Genomic DNA, 14,247 nt, shown 5'->3' with positions numbered 1-14,247 from the left:
GTGGGTCCCGGCCGGTCCGTAGCCCGAGAACCCCGGTCCGTAGCATGAGGGCGTGGACACCCCGGAAGCCGGCACACCCTCACCCGACAACGAGATCGAGTCGCTCACCGAATTCGACGCGGCCGTCGCCGCCGGTTCGCTGGCAGGCCGACGCGTCCAGTCCGTCGACCTGGCGGACCGCAGCGCGGCGCTGCTGGCCACGGACACGTCCGGCGCCGTCTTCCTCGGCTGCCGGATGGAGCCGGCGGCGGCCGAGAAGGTGCGGGCCGAGGGCGCATTCGTGTTCCCTCCGGTGCCGGGTCTGCCCTTCGATCCGTACCGCGGTCTGCTCTATACCCCCGACGCCCTCTACGACGGTCTGGCGCAGGGCGGTTACGAGGCCACGCCCGACGCCCACGCCTACCGCTGGTTCTGCCGCACCCGCTCGGACGGCGACGTCTTCTCCTCGATGCTGCGGGCGCTCCACGACGACGCGGTCTCCGACGCGCTGGACGAACTCCTCGTCGGGACGCGGGTGGTGGGCGTGATGGGCGGTCACGTGACACCCCGGGGCAGCGCCTCGTACGCGGCGGCGGCCCGGCTCGGCAGGACCCTGGCCCGCAGCGGCCTGACGGTGGCGACCGGCGGCGGCCCTGGCGCGATGGAGGCGGCCAACCTGGGCGCCTACGCGGCCCCGCACCCCGACGCGATGCTGGACAAGGCCTGCGAACTCCTGGGCACGGTGCCCTCGTTCACCCCGTCGGTCACCGACTGGGCGATGGCGGCGTTCACCGTACGGGAGCAGTGGCCGCGCGGCGGCGGGTCCGTGGCGATCCCCACCTGGTTCTACGGCCACGAGCCGCCGAACCCGTTCGCCGGCCACATAGCCAAGTACTTCGCCAACGCGTTGCGTGAGGACGGACTGCTGGCCCGCTCGACGGCGGGCGTGATCTTCCTGCCGGGCGCGGCGGGCACGGTCCAGGAAATCTTCGACAGCACCACCCCGAACTACTACGGCTCCCGCGGTGAGCCGTCCCCGATGGTGCTGGTGGGCCGTGATCACTGGACGCGGGAGCTTCCCGCCTGGCCGCTGCTCAGGGCCCTCGCGGCGGGCCGGCCGATGGAGTCCCGCATCGCGCTCGTCGACACGGTGGAGGAAGCGCCCGAAGCGCTCGCGCGGCTGTCCTCGACGCAGGGCGCCGCCGACGGGTGACGACCGGTCGGTGCCGGGATCGTCGAACCCGGGCTGATGCCGCCGGCTGTCCATGACGGAGGCCGGCGAGGCCGGCCGATGCCGTGACGGAGGGTCTCAGCGGTCGTGTGAGCCGATCAGCGGATGCGCGACCGAAGGGGCGCGTGGGCAGGGTCGGAGACGTCGGCGTTTCCGGGTGCCAGGTCCGGCCTCGGGCCGGTTGCCACGGCCTGCGCGGTTGGTTCGGGGAAGTAGTCGGCGTCCTTGGGGCGCGTGCGTGCCAGTCCCAGGGGGCGGGGAGCGGGCTCGAGGTGGGGGATGTGTTTGGAGCAGTGCACGTAGGCCTCGTGGACGGTGATGTGCGTCCACAGCACGGGGAGCCGCCCCGGGGCGGTATCGGCGGGTATCCAGGAGTGGGCGGCACGCAGATCCTGATCGCTGACGAGCTGGGCGGAGCCGTTGACGTGCAGTCCGATGTGGTCCCGGGTGAAGTCCATGAAGAGCAGACCGATGTGCGGGTTGTCGGTGATGTTCCCGGCGCTGGCCATGACGCCGTTCCCGCGGTACTCGGGGTAGGCCAGGGTGCGGTCGCCCAGCACGGTGACGAATCCGGGAGGGCCGGCGCGGAAGGTGGCGTCGCAGTGACCACGGGCGTCGGCGGTGGAGAGGAAGACCATGGACTGGCGGTGGATGAAGTCACGCATGGCTGCGGTGAGGTGCGGATGGACCTGCCGGTCGTAGAAGGCGTCGGCGCGTTCACTGGTGCCCAGGTGGGCCTGCAGCAGGCGCTCCCCGTGCGAAGGGGTGGCGTCGTGGCGGGTCACGGCTGGTCGATCTCCTGACTGGGGCGGGGCGGAGTGAGGGGAGCGGTGAGAACGGGTGTGTCGAGCGGGTCATGGTGAATGCGGGACCGGGGGGTCCCCTGCTCCAGGAGGGTGCGCACGGCCGTGGTGACCATGTCGGGCGGACCGCACAGGAAGGCTTCGTGCCGGTACCAGGGGCCGAATTCACGCAGCACCTGCGGGAGGGTTCCCCGCTGGCCGGGGATGTGCTCGTGCGAGACGGCCGCCCTGACGGTCAGCCAATGGTGGCGTTGGGTCAGGCGCAGCATGTCGTCGAGCCCGTACAACTCCTCAGCGGTGCGCGCTCCGACGAACAGCTCCACATAGCGGCGCATGTCCCGGGCGGCGGCTTCCTCGATCAGGGCGCGGATCGGCGCGAGGCCGGTCCCGCCGGCCACCAGCAACAGATCGCGGTCACCTGCGGCGGCGAGGGTCATCTCACCCTGGGGCGACCCCAGCCGCACCCGGTGTCCGGCGGCGGCGTGGTGAACCAGCGCGTTGCTGACCTGACCCCGGTGGACCGCCCGGACGTGGAACGTCATCGAGTGGTCCGTGCGCGGCCGGTGAGCGGGGGAATAGTGACGCCAGGTACGGGGGTACCAGGGGGTTTCCATGCTCACGTACTGCCCGGCGACGTAGGGGTAGGGCTGGTCGGGCTGCACAGTGATCTCGGCGATGCCGTTGCCGCGGTATTCGTGGCGGATGATCTGCGCTTCCCAGGCAGCCGGGCGCAGGCGCGTGTCGTCCTCGGCGGCCGCGATCATCACTTGGGCGGCGACGGTGTAGGCGCGGGTCCAGGCTGCGGCAATCTCGGCGTTCCACGCGGTGCCCGCATAGCGGGCCAGGGAGGCCAGCAGGCAGTCACCCACTGCTGGGTAGTGGGCGTCCAGCGCTCCGAACTTACGATGGTCCCGGCCCAGCCGGGAGCAGAACTGTACGAGGTTGTCGACGTCATCGACCAGATCGATGATGCGCAGCAGTCCACGCAGCAGCCGGTCACGCTGGACGTCCATGTTCTCCGGGAACAACCCCCGCACCTCGGGGTGCCGGGTGAAGAGGATGGCGTAGAAGTAGACGGTCATCTCCGTGGCCTGCGGTGCGACCACCGCCAGACTCGTACGCACCAGGGAGATCTCCCGGTCTGTCAGCGGAGCCGATGTCACGACCGGCCCCCGAAGAGCGCGGGGCGCGGGTACGTCCTCACGCGTCTGACGGGAACGGCGTGGGGATGAGCGGGTTGCGCACATGGTGAGGGGGTCACCATGTGTACTGGATGCGCTGACAAGTAGAAGTTCGCAATCGTAGAAGGACGTTCCACGTCACTCAGGTTCAGAACAGTGAAAGTGTGTTCGCCTGACGAGACATTGTGCACGGGCCGCCAGGGCCGGGACCCACCCCGGGCATCTGCCCCCGATTCTCGAACAAACACAATCCTGCCGAAAACGGCGTCCCGCGTCAGTCCGCACCCACGAGCGCGAGGCGTGGTCACTGAACGTCACCAGGGCTCCAACCTGCCCGATGATCCCCTCGGAGGGGTACCGGCAGTGGGCAAACGAGCGTGACGGGGAGATTCGGTAAGCAAATCTGCGAGATTGAGTGAACGCATCTCCGGCGCGCACACCGTGGTGGCCCGCGGGGCGCCCGGGGCCCGGCACAGTCCTGACGGCCCCCCGCCGCCCGGGGCCCGTTCCACCGCGCCGGCGCGGACACGGAGCGGGCCAGGAGACGGCCGTTCACACGACGGGAAGCACGACGCTCTCCGCCGCGGCAAAGGTGACCCCGACCTGCGCGCCCTCGTCCGGAGTGCCCTCCAGCGCGCACTCCGCGTCCAGGACGGGGCCGCGCTCCGGGCGCAGTTTCACCGCGACGTGGTTGCCGCGGAAGGTGCGGGCGCCCACGGTGCAGCGCAGACCGTCCTGCGGACCGCCGATGAGGACCCCGGCCGGACGGACCAGCAGATCGCAAGCCCCCTGGGGTGAACCCGCCGGTACCGGCACCTTGCCCCAGTCCGTGATCGCGGCCTCACCGGTGACCATCGCGTCCACCACGTTGTCGAAGCCGAGGAACCGGGCGACGAAGGCGGAGGCGGGACGCCGCCAGACCTCCAGGGGTGTGCCCACCTGGGCGATGCGTCCGTCACGCATCACGACGACGCGGTCGGCGAGCGCGAAGGCCTCGCCCTGGTCGTGGGTGACGGCGAGCACCGTCGTACCCAGGCGGCCGAAGAGCGTGCGCAGTTCGACGACGAGGCGTTCGCGCAGACTGCGGTCCAGCTGGCCCAGGGGCTCGTCCAGCATCAGGAGTTTGGGGCGGGGAGCGAGGGCCCGGGCGAGGGCGACGCGCTGCTGTTCGCCGCCCGAGAGCGCGGCGACGGCCCGCCGTTCGGCGCCGGGCAGGCCCACCAGGTCGAGGAGTTCGGCGACCCTGCGGTCCTGCTCCGCGCGCTTCACCCCGTGCATCCGCAGCCCGAAGGCGACGTTGGCGCCGACGTCGCGGTGGGGGAACAACTGATGGTCCTGGAACATGAGGCCGAGGCCCCGCCGGTGCACCGGAACGCCGTCCTGGTCGGCGCCGTCGAGCAGTACCCGTCCGCCGTCGGTCTGCTGAAGTCCGGCGACGATCCTCAGCAGTGTGGACTTGCCGCTGCCGCTCGGTCCGAGTACGCAGACGATCTCGTGCTCGGCGACCTCCAGGTCCACGGCGTCGAGCGCCGCGCGGTCGCCGAAGCGCACGGTGGCCGATTCGAGTGTCAGCATCTCTAGAACTCCCCGGATCGGTCGGTGCGGATACGTTCGAGCAGCAGCAGCGAGACCGCGCACACGAGCATCAGGATGGTGCTGAGGGCCATCGCCTGGCCGTAGTTGAGCTCCCCGGACCGGCCCAGCAGCCGGGAGACAGCCACCGGGAGCGTCGGGTTGTCGGGCCGTGCGATGAAGACCGTGGCGCCGAACTCACCGAGCGACACGGCGAACGCGAAGCCCGCCGCGACCAGCAGCGCCCGGCGCACCAGCGGCAGGTCCACCTCGCGCCAGGCCCGCCACGGCGAGGCACCGAGCACCGCGGCCGCCTCGCGCAGCCGTTCGTCCACCGCTCGGAGGACCGGCAGCATGGTGCGTACGACGAACGGCACCCCGACCAGTGCCTGGGCGAGCGGCACCAGGATCCAGGAGGTACGCAGATCCAGCGGCGGCTTGTCGAGGCTGATCAGGAAGCCGAAACCGACGGTGACGGCGGAGACGCCGAGCGGCAGCATCAGCAGCGCGTCGAATCCCCGGACGAGCCGGCCCGCCTTCCTGGTCAGGGCCGCCGCGGCCAGCCCACCGACGACCAGCGCGATCAGGGTGGCCACCAGGGCGTAGCGCAGCGAGTTCCCGATCGCCTCGATGGGTGCGACCAGGAACGTACCGCTGTTCGCCTCCGCCGATCCGAGCGCACGGTAGAAGGCGAAGCCGTGGCCGCCGGACACATCGAGCGACCGCTCCACCAGGACGGCGAGCGGCAGCAGGATCAGTACCAGCACGGTCAGCAGTACCCCGCCGAGCAGCGCCCACTGCCCCGTGCCGCGCGGCCTGCGAGCCGTCCGGGCCGGGTCGACAAGTCTCAGCGCGGTCTCCCGGCGCCGTACGGTCCACGCGTGCACGGCGAGGACGGCGCCGACCGCGACGAACTGCACCAGCGTCAGTACGGCGGCGGTGGGCAGGTCGAGCAGCTGCGCGGTCTGCCGGTAGATCTCCACCTCCAGCGTGGAGAAGCCGGGGCCGCCGAGGATCTGGACGACGCCGAAGGAGGTGAAGGTGAAGAGGAAGATCATCAGCGTGGCAGCGGCCACGGCGGGGCCGAGCGCGGGAAGGGTGACCCGGCGCCAGGCGGCGAACCGTCCGGCACCCAGGACCCGCGCGGCCTCCTCCTGCCGGGGGTCGAGCTGCGACCAGAGTCCGCCGACGGTGCGCACGACGACCGCGTAGTTGAAGAAGACATGGGCGAGCAGGATGGCCCACACCGTGGTGTCGAGCCGTACGCCCCACAGCTCGTCGAGGAAGCCGCCACGGCCGAGGAGCGCGAGGAAAGCGGTCCCGACCACGACGGTCGGCAGCACGAACGGCACGGTGACGACCGCCCGCAGCAGCTGCTTGCCGGGGAAGTCGAACCGGGCGAAGGCGTACGCGCCGGGCAGCGCGATCAACAGGGTCAGCGCGGTCGAGGCGAGGGCCTGCCAGAGCGTGAACCAGAGGACGTGCTGGATGTCCGGCCGGCTCAGCACCTCACCGAACCGCCCGAACTGCCACACGCCGCCGGACTTGAGCCCGCGCCCGACGATCGCGACGACGGGGTAGGCGAAGAACAGCGCGAAGAACGCGGCGGGCACGGCCATCAGGCCGAGCCGCACCGCTCCCCCGCGCAGCGACCGGGCGCGTGCGGACTTCCCGCGCGCGCCCGGTCCGCGTACGGGAGTCTTCGCTACTTCACTACGAGCGAGGACCATGACTGGACCCACTGCTCACGGTTCTTGGCGATCTCGTCCGGGGCGACGGTCGTCGGCTTGTCGACCGTGGCACCGAACTTCGTGAAGAGGTCCGGCACCTTCGCGCCCTTGTTGACCGGGCTGACGAACATGTTGAGCGGCATGTCCTCCTGGAACTTCTTGCCGATCAGGAAGTCCAGCAGGGCCTTGCCGCCCGCCTCGTTCTTCGCTCCGTCGAGCAGACCGGCGAACTCGATCTGACGGAAGCACGTCCCGGTGGCGACGCCGGTGGGGGCGGTCTTCGGCTGCGGGTCCGCGTACAGCACCTCGACGGGCGGGCTGGAGGCGTAACTGACGACGAGCGGCCGGTCCGCCTTGGCCTTCTTGCCGCCGGCGGAACCGGAGAACTCCTCGTTGTACGCCTGCTCCCAGCCGTCGACGACCTTGACGCCGTTGTCCTTCAGCTTCTTCCAGTAGTCCTGGTAGCCGTCCTCGCCGTAGGTGGCGACGGTGCCGAGGAGGAAGCCGAGGCCGGGCGAGGAGGTCGCCGCGTTCTCGGTGACGAGGAGGTCCTTGTACGCGGGCTTCGCCAGGTCGTCGAAGGTCTTCGGCGGCGCGAGCTTCTTGTCGGCGAAGTACTTCTTGTCATAGTTGATGCAGATGTCGCCGGTGTCGACCGGGGTGACCCGGTGCTTCCCGGCGTCCAGCTGGACATCGGCCGCGACCTGGCCGAGGCCCTTGGCCTCGTACGGCGTGAACAGGCCGTTGTCGAGAGCGCGTGAGAGCAGGGTGTTGTCGACGCCGAAGAACACGTCGCCGCGCGGCGAACCCTTGGTCAGGATCTCCTGGTTGAGGGCGGCGCCGGCGTCACCGCTCTTCAGTACCTTGACGGTGTAGCCGGTCTCCGCGGTGAACTCCTTCAGTACGTCCTTGGAGGCGTTGAAGGAGTCGTGGCTGACGAGGGTGACCGTCTTGGAACCGGAGCCCCCGGTGGGCCCGGAGCCGGACGCCGAGTCGTCGGAGCTTCCGCAACCGGCCAGCGCGGTGGCGCCGAGTGCGGCGGCGGCGACCGCCCCCGCGATCTTCTTGGTGGTGCTCATGTGATTCCTCCTGGAGTGACCAGGAAGAGACGCGGCCCCGCCCGCGCCGGTCGAAACCGGAAGCGGGCAGGGCGCAACAGCTTGAGTAAGGTCCGAACTTCCTACCCGGAATGACCCGGGCGAGGTTCAGAGGGTCTGCGGCCAACCTGTCCTTGGTGCCGCACTCTCAGCGCTGTGGCGCTCCCCTGTCGGAATATGAAGTTGATTTCGAGCCCAGGCTACACGGCCGGTTTCGGCCTCAGCGCTCGGATGCCGCCAGCTGCCCGCAGGCCCCGTCGATCTCCTGGCCCCGGGTGTCCCGGACGGTGACCGGCACCCCGTGGGCGGCGATCGCCTCGACGAACGCCTTCTCGTCCTCGGGCCGCGAGGCGGTCCACTTCGAGCCGGGGGTCGGGTTCAGCGGGATCAGGTTGACGTGGACCCGCTTGCCCTTGAGCAGCCGGCCGAGCCGGTCGCCCCGCCACGCCTGGTCGTTGATGTCGCGGATCAGCGCGTACTCGATGGAGATGCGACGGCCGGACTTCTCCGCGTACTCCCATGCGGCGTCCAGCACCTCGCGGACCTTCCAGCGGGTGTTCACCGGCACGAGGGTGTCGCGCAGCTCGTCGTCCGGGGCGTGCAGCGAGACGGCGAGACGGCACTTGAAGCCCTCGTCCGCGAACCGGAGCATCGCGGGCACGAGGCCGACGGTGGAGACCGTGATCCCGCGCTGCGAGAGCCCGAGGCCGTCCGGCTCCGGGTCGGTCAGCCTGCGGATCGCGCCGACGACGCGGTTGTAGTTGGCGAGCGGCTCGCCCATGCCCATGAAGACGATGTTGGACAGGCGCGCCGGGCCCCCCGGGACCTCGCCGTCACGCAGCGCCCGCATGCCGTCCACGATCTGGTGGACGATCTCCGCGGTGGACAGGTTGCGGTCGAGACCGGCCTGCCCGGTGGCGCAGAACGGGCAGTTCATGCCGCACCCGGCCTGCGAGGAGATGCACATCGTGACGCGCTCGGGGTAGCGCATCAGGACGGACTCGACCAGCGTCCCGTCGTGCAGCTTCCAGAGCGTCTTACGGGTGGTGTCGTCGTCGCAGCTGATGTGCCGCACCACGGACATCAGATCGGGGAACAGCGCCTCGGCGAGCTTGTCCCGCGATCCGGCGGGGATGTTGGTCCACTCCGCCGGGTCGTGCGCGTACCGCGCGAAGTAGTGCTGCGAGAGCTGCTGGGCGCGGAACGGCTTCTCGCCGGTCGCGGCGACCGCTTCCTTGCGCTCGGCGGGCGTGAGGTCGGCGAGGTGCCGCGGGGGCTTCTTGGCTCCGCGGGGCGCGACGAAAGTGAGTTCTCCGGGCTTAGGCATGGTTCATCCAGTGTCGCAGACGCGCGGAGGTGCCTTCGTTCGTCGCCCGCACCCCGGCTGTGGCCCCGGTGAACCGGGCCGTACGGGGTATCCGGGACATGACAGGGACTCCCCGCCGACGTCACAGGAGGTAAGTGCCGTGCAGACCGTGAAGCACTGGTTCAGTGACAGCCTGATCGCACAGGGACTGGTGGTCCTTGTACTGGGTCTGGGTGTGGGAGCCCTGGTCCGCCGGGATGAAGACCCCGGCGTGTGGATGCTCCAGGGCTTGTTCTACACCGTCGTGGTCGTCGGGTTCCTGGCTGTCCAGCGCCGCAGGACCAGCCGGGCAACCGGCGCCGGCCCGCATGCGATCGCCGGCCTCAACCGCAAGATTCGGCACCGCGAGGTGCCACGGGATCCCGAGGAGCGGGCCCTCATGCTGCGCCTGGTCGACGATCAGCTGGGGAAGATCGAGCGGGGAGGCAGGTGGCTGCCGTACTGGCTGGGCTTCATGGGTCTGGTCGCGGCAGGGCTACTCGTCCTGGGGGCCGTCAACGGGTCGGTGGTCTTTCCGCTGGTCTTCGCCGTCGGCGCGGTCGCGTTCTGCCTCTGGATCCTGTGGATGCGCCGCCGGGCGCTGGAGCTCCTTCACCACATGCGCTCGGCGCTGCGGGAGCGTGGCTGATGTCACAGCAGGCATGACACGAGTGAGGGCCCGCCGTNACGGCGGGCCCTCACTCGTGTCATGCCTGCGGGCGCTCAGCCGGAGCCGACGAAGATCACCATCAGCAGCCAGACCACCGGCGCCGTCGGCAGCAGGGAGTCCAGCCGGTCCATGATCCCGCCGTGTCCGGGAAGGAGCGTGCCCATGTCCTTGATCCCGAGGTCACGCTTGATCATGGACTCGCCCAAGTCCCCGAGGGTGGCGCTGGCGGCGACCGCGAGGCCGAGCAGCAGGCCCTGCCACCACGTGCCGTCGTCGATCAGGAACTGCATGCACAGCGCGCCGGCCACCATCGCGAAGGCCACGGCTCCGAAGAGGCCCTCGCGGGTCTTTCCGGGGCTGATGCGCGGTGCGAGCTTGTGCTTGCCGAAGCGCCAGCCGACGGCGTACGCCCCCGTGTCGCTGACCACGGTCAGCAGCAGGAAGGTCAGGACCCGCTGAGGCCCGTCGTCGGCGGTCAGGAGCATGGCGACGAAGGTCGCCAGGAACGGCACGTAGAACGCGGCGAAGACGCCGGCCGTGACGTCCCTGAGGTAGCCCTCCGGCGGCTCGGTCATCCGCCAGACGAGTACCGCCAGAGCGGTCAGGGCCATGGCGATCCAGGCACCCTCCGCACCCCGCGCGTAACCGGCCACGACCATGGCCGCGCCACCGATCGCGAGCGGCACGAGCGGCGCCTTGATGCCCTTGCGCTCCTCCAGCCGTGAGGTGAGTTCCCACAGACCCACGACGACGGCGACGACGATCACGCCGACGAAGACGGCCTTGACGATGAAGAGCGAGGCGACCACGACGGCACCGAGCCCCACGCCGACCCCTATGGCGGCTCCCAGATCACGGCCCGCACGCTTCTTCTGCGGGGGTGGTGGCGCGGTGGACATGGGCTCCTGCGGCTTCTCGTCGCGGAACAGGGGGCCGCCGCTCAGGCGTCCGGCCCCCTGGTCCCGGTCATCACGGTCGTCAGCGTCTCTACCTGCGTCGGGAACGTCCGGCACGATGGGCATGGGCCGAGTCTGCTGGGCGTCATGCACATCGTATGCAGGACCCGCCGGAGCGGCCCGCATCTCGGGCGCAGCCCGATGACCGACGCCCTGCGGGACGCCCCAGGAGGAGTCGTTCATCAGACTTCGAGCAGCTCGGCTTCCTTGTGCTTCAGCAGCTCGTCCACCTGCGCGACGTACTTCGCGGTGGTGTCGTCGAGCTCCTTCTCGGCGCGGCGGACCTCGTCCTCGCCGGACTCCTTGTCCTTGACCAGCTTGTCCAGGGTCTCCTTGGCCTTGCGGCGCACGGCCCGGATCGAGATCTTGGAGTCCTCGGCCTTCGTCTTCGCGACCTTGATGTAGTCGCGACGGCGCTCTTCGGTGAGGTCGGGGAAGTTCACCCGGATGATATTGCCGTCGTTGCTCGGGTTGACGCCGAGGTCCGAGTCGCGGATGGCCTGCTCGATGTTGCGCAGCGCGGTCTTGTCGAACGGCGTCACGACGGCCATACGGGGCTCGGGCACCGAGAACGAGGCGAGCTGGTTGATCGGGGTCAGCGCACCGTAGTAGTCCGCGACGATCTTGTTGAACATCGCCGGGTGCGCACGGCCGGTACGGATCGCGGCGAAGTCCTCTTTCGCGACCACGACGGCCTTCTCCATCTTCTCCTCGGCCTCGAGGAGGGTTTCTTCGATCACCACGTGCTCCTGCGTGTCTTGAGTGGGCCCGGCGTGCTCGGGCCCGGCGGGTCCTGCGTCGCGTCCTCACCTGCACGGTGTCCGACCGGCAGGCCGTTGTCCATCCTTCGGGGGCACCCCCTGCACCCCCGGGGCCCCACCGGGTCGCCCCGGTACGGTCCCCCCGATTGTCAGGCCCGGGTGCCCTGGTCACTCACGAGCGTGCCGATCTTCTCACTCTTGACGGCGCGGGCGATATTGCCCGCGGTGGTCAGCTCGAAGACGAGGATCGGCAGCTGGTTGTCGCGGCAGAGCGTGATGGCGGTGGCGTCGGCGACCTTGAGATCGCGGGCGAGCACCTCGCTGTACTCCAGCGCGTCGAACTTCACCGCGCCGGGGTTGGTCTTCGGGTCGGAGTCGTAGACCCCGTCCACACCGTTCTTCCCCATCAGCAGTGCCTCGGCGTCGATCTCCAGGGCGCGCTGTGCCGCGGTGGTGTCGGTCGAGAAGTACGGCATGCCCATGCCGGCGCCGAAGATGACGACGCGGCCCTTCTCCAGGTGCCGTACGGCGCGCAGCGGAATGTAAGGCTCCGCGACCTGGCCCATGGTGATGGCCGTCTGGACGCGGGAGTCGATGCCCTCCTTCTCCAGGAAGTCCTGGAGAGCGAGGCAGTTCATGACGGTGCCGAGCATGCCCATGTAGTCGGACCGGGCCCGGTCCATGCCGCGCTGCTGGAGCTCGGCACCGCGGAAGAAGTTGCCGCCGCCGATGACGATCGCGATTTCCGCACCGCCGCGCACGACGGCCGCGATCTCGCGGGCGATGGCGTGCACGACGTCGGGGTCGACACCGAGACCCCCGCCGCCGGCGAACGCCTCTCCGGACAGCTTCAGCATGAAGCGTCCGCGCACCTTGCCGTCGTCGCGCTTGTGGTCACCTGTTGCGGCGTCCGCGCCCTTGTTCATGGAGATTCTCCTCGTGCACATACGAAGAAGGCCATTGCCGGTGGGTCTGGTGTCCCTCAGCGGCAATGGCCTCCTCGTCAGATCTGCGGTCGTACGGCGGTGTGCGGCCGTCGACTGCACCTGACCCTATCGGGGTCCACCGTTTTTCGCGGACGGACTCAGATGCCGACCTTGATGCGCGAGAAGCGCTTCAGGGTGACACCGGCCTCGTCCAGGACCTTCTGGACGGACTTCTTGTTGTCCAGCGCGTACGGCTGGCCGAGGAGGGTGGCCTCCTTGAAGAAGCCGTTGACGCGACCCTCGACGATCTTCGGGAGCGCGGCCTCGGGCTTGCCCTCGGCGCGCGTGGTCTCCTCGGCGACACGGCGCTCGGCCTCGACGACCTCGGCCGGGACGTCCTCGCGGGACAGGTACTTCGGCGCGAAGGCGGCGATGTGCTGGGCGATGCCCTTGGCCAGCTCGGCGTCGGCCTTGTCCAGCTCGACCATGACACCGATCTGCGGCGGCAGGTCGGGCATGGTGCGGTGCATGTACACGGACACGAAGGCACCCTGGAACTGCGCGAAGCGGTCCAGGACGATCTTCTCGCCGAGGTTGGCGTTGGCCTCGTCCACGTACGCCTGGACGGTCTTGCCGGGCTCGATCTCGGACGCGAGCAGCGCCTCGATGTCGGCCGGGGAGGTCGCGGCGACGTGGGCGGCGAGCGCGTTGGCGACGGCCTGGAACTTGTCACCCTTGGCGACGAAGTCCGTCTCGCACTTCAGCTCGACGAGCACGCCGGACGTCTTGTCCTCGGAGACGAGGGAGACGACCGCGCCGTTCTCGGCAGAACGGCCTTCGCGCTTGGCGACGCCCTTCTGACCCTTGATACGGAGGGCTTCGACGGCTCCGTCGACGTTGCCGTCGGCCTCGTCGAGCGCCTTCTTGCAGTCCATCATGCCGGCGCCGGTGAGCTCACGGAGCTTCTTGACGTCAGCGGCGGTGTAGTTCGCCATGAGTCTGTATTTCTCTCTCGAAGTCTGAAAGATCTACGGGTGAACGGCGGGGGCGGTGCCTGTGGCACCCGCCCCCCCCGTCNGCCTCGGCGACGGGGGCCTCAGCCTCGGGGGCCTCGGCAGCAGCCTCGGCGGCGGGGGCCTCGGCGGCCTCCGCGTCCGCGACCTTCTCGGTCTCGGCGGAGGTCTGGACCTCGGCGTCAGCCTTCTTGTCGCCCTCGAGCAGGTCGCGCTCCCACTCGGCGAGCGGCTCGCCGGCGGCCTTCTCGCCCGGCTTCGAGTCGCCGGTCGCAGCGCCGGAACGGGCGATGAGGCCCTCGGCGACGGCGTCGGCGATCACGCGGGTGAGCAGGGTGACGGAGCGGATCGCGTCGTCGTTGCCCGGGATCTTGTAGTCGACCTCGTCGGGGTCGCAGTTGGTGTCGAGGATCGCGACGACCGGGATGTGGAGCTTGCGCGCCTCACCGACGGCGATGTGCTCCTTCTTGGTGTCGACGATCCAGACGGCGCTCGGCACCTTCTGCATCTCGCGGATACCACCGAGGGTCTTCTCCAGCTTGGCCTTCTCGCGGGAGAGAACCAGGAGCTCCTTCTTGGTGAGGCCGGAGGCGGCCACGTCCTCGAAGTCGATGAGCTCGAGCTCCTTCAGACGCTGAAGGCGCTTGTAGACGGTGGAGAAGTTGGTGAGCATGCCACCGAGCCAACGCTGGTTGACGTACGGCATGCCGACGCGCGTCGCCTGCTCGGCGATGGCCTCCTGGGCCTGCTTCTTCGTACCCACGAACATGATGGAGCCGCCGTGGGCGACGGTCTCCTTGACGAACTCGTAGGCGCGGTCGATGTACGACAGCGACTGGAGCAGGTCGATGATGTAGATGCCGTTGCGCTCCGTGAAGATGAAGCGCTTCATCTTCGGGTTCCAACGACGGGTCTGGTGACCGAAGTGGACGCCGCTTTCCAGCAGCTCCCGCATCGTGACGACGGCCATGGCCGTACTCCTT

13 protein-coding genes are annotated in these 14,247 nt (G+C 69.5%); 2 read left to right on the top strand and 11 right to left on the bottom strand.

Features of this window, described 5'->3' with window-relative positions:
- Positions 1-52 precede the first annotated feature (52 nt).
- On the top strand, positions 53-1,192 hold the full coding sequence (locus JGS39_RS08095) for an LOG family protein (RefSeq protein ID WP_219568066.1): 1,140 nt from the start codon (positions 53-55) through the stop codon (positions 1,190-1,192).
- 116 nt (positions 1,193-1,308) lie between these two features.
- On the opposite strand, the gene JGS39_RS08090 is transcribed toward JGS39_RS08095, so the two are convergent.
- The 6 genes from JGS39_RS08090 to rlmN all read right to left on the bottom strand — a co-directional run bounded on the left by JGS39_RS08090 (position 1,309) and on the right by rlmN (position 8,920).
- Positions 1,309-1,995, bottom strand: coding sequence for a pyridoxamine 5'-phosphate oxidase family protein (locus JGS39_RS08090; protein ID WP_219568065.1), 687 nt, complete (start codon positions 1,993-1,995; stop codon positions 1,309-1,311).
- Positions 1,992-3,176 (bottom strand): globin domain-containing protein, encoded by a 1,185-nt coding sequence (locus JGS39_RS08085; protein ID WP_219568064.1) that lies wholly within the window; start codon positions 3,174-3,176, stop codon positions 1,992-1,994. Before JGS39_RS08085 ends, JGS39_RS08090 begins: the two co-directional genes overlap by 4 nt.
- Before the next feature lie 570 nt (positions 3,177-3,746).
- Complete coding sequence (locus tag JGS39_RS08080; protein ID WP_219568063.1) at positions 3,747-4,769, bottom strand: ABC transporter ATP-binding protein; 1,023 nt, start codon at positions 4,767-4,769, stop codon at positions 3,747-3,749.
- A 2-nt stretch (positions 4,770-4,771) separates the two neighbouring features.
- Positions 4,772-6,385, bottom strand: coding sequence for an ABC transporter permease (locus JGS39_RS08075; RefSeq protein WP_219568092.1), 1,614 nt, complete (start codon positions 6,383-6,385; stop codon positions 4,772-4,774).
- Between the two features lie 86 nt (positions 6,386-6,471).
- A complete protein-coding gene (locus JGS39_RS08070) occupies positions 6,472-7,575 on the bottom strand; it encodes a thiamine ABC transporter substrate-binding protein (RefSeq protein ID WP_219568062.1) in 1,104 nt (367 codons plus the stop codon).
- Positions 7,576-7,813: 238 nt separating this feature from the next.
- Positions 7,814-8,920, bottom strand: a complete 1,107-nt coding sequence (gene rlmN, locus JGS39_RS08065; protein ID WP_219568061.1) for a dual-specificity RNA methyltransferase RlmN — start codon at positions 8,918-8,920, stop codon at positions 7,814-7,816.
- A gap of 139 nt (positions 8,921-9,059) precedes the next feature.
- On the opposite strand from rlmN, the gene JGS39_RS08060 reads away from it, so the two are divergent.
- Positions 9,060-9,587, top strand: a complete 528-nt coding sequence (locus JGS39_RS08060; RefSeq protein WP_219568060.1) for a hypothetical protein — start codon at positions 9,060-9,062, stop codon at positions 9,585-9,587.
- A 74-nt stretch (positions 9,588-9,661) separates the two neighbouring features.
- On the opposite strand, the gene JGS39_RS08055 is transcribed toward JGS39_RS08060, so the two are convergent.
- The 5 genes from JGS39_RS08055 to rpsB form a co-directional block, all read right to left on the bottom strand.
- Positions 9,662-10,747, bottom strand: a complete 1,086-nt coding sequence (locus JGS39_RS08055; protein ID WP_219568059.1) for a phosphatidate cytidylyltransferase — start codon at positions 10,745-10,747, stop codon at positions 9,662-9,664.
- Positions 10,747-11,304 (bottom strand): ribosome recycling factor, encoded by a 558-nt coding sequence (gene frr / locus JGS39_RS08050; protein ID WP_024488459.1) that lies wholly within the window; start codon positions 11,302-11,304, stop codon positions 10,747-10,749. Before frr ends, JGS39_RS08055 begins: the two co-directional genes overlap by 1 nt.
- A 170-nt stretch (positions 11,305-11,474) precedes the next feature.
- Complete coding sequence (pyrH, locus tag JGS39_RS08045; protein ID WP_219568058.1) at positions 11,475-12,251, bottom strand: UMP kinase; 777 nt, start codon at positions 12,249-12,251, stop codon at positions 11,475-11,477.
- A gap of 158 nt (positions 12,252-12,409) precedes the next feature.
- The gene (gene tsf / locus JGS39_RS08040) at positions 12,410-13,246 is read right to left on the bottom strand and encodes a translation elongation factor Ts (RefSeq protein WP_219568057.1); all 837 of its coding nucleotides are present in this window, start codon (positions 13,244-13,246) and stop codon (positions 12,410-12,412) included.
- The gene (rpsB, locus tag JGS39_RS08035; RefSeq protein ID WP_219568056.1) at positions 13,224-14,234 is read right to left on the bottom strand and encodes a 30S ribosomal protein S2; all 1,011 of its coding nucleotides are present in this window, start codon (positions 14,232-14,234) and stop codon (positions 13,224-13,226) included. The genes tsf and rpsB overlap by 23 nt, the downstream gene beginning before the upstream one ends.
- Positions 14,235-14,247 lie beyond the last annotated feature (13 nt).

It is taken from the genome of Streptomyces poriferorum (genome assembly GCF_019399235.1).
GTDB lineage: Bacteria > Actinomycetota > Actinomycetes > Streptomycetales > Streptomycetaceae > Streptomyces > Streptomyces poriferorum.
Note: the sequence above shows the minus strand (reverse complement) of the source record. Positions and strands in the feature narration are given on the sequence as shown.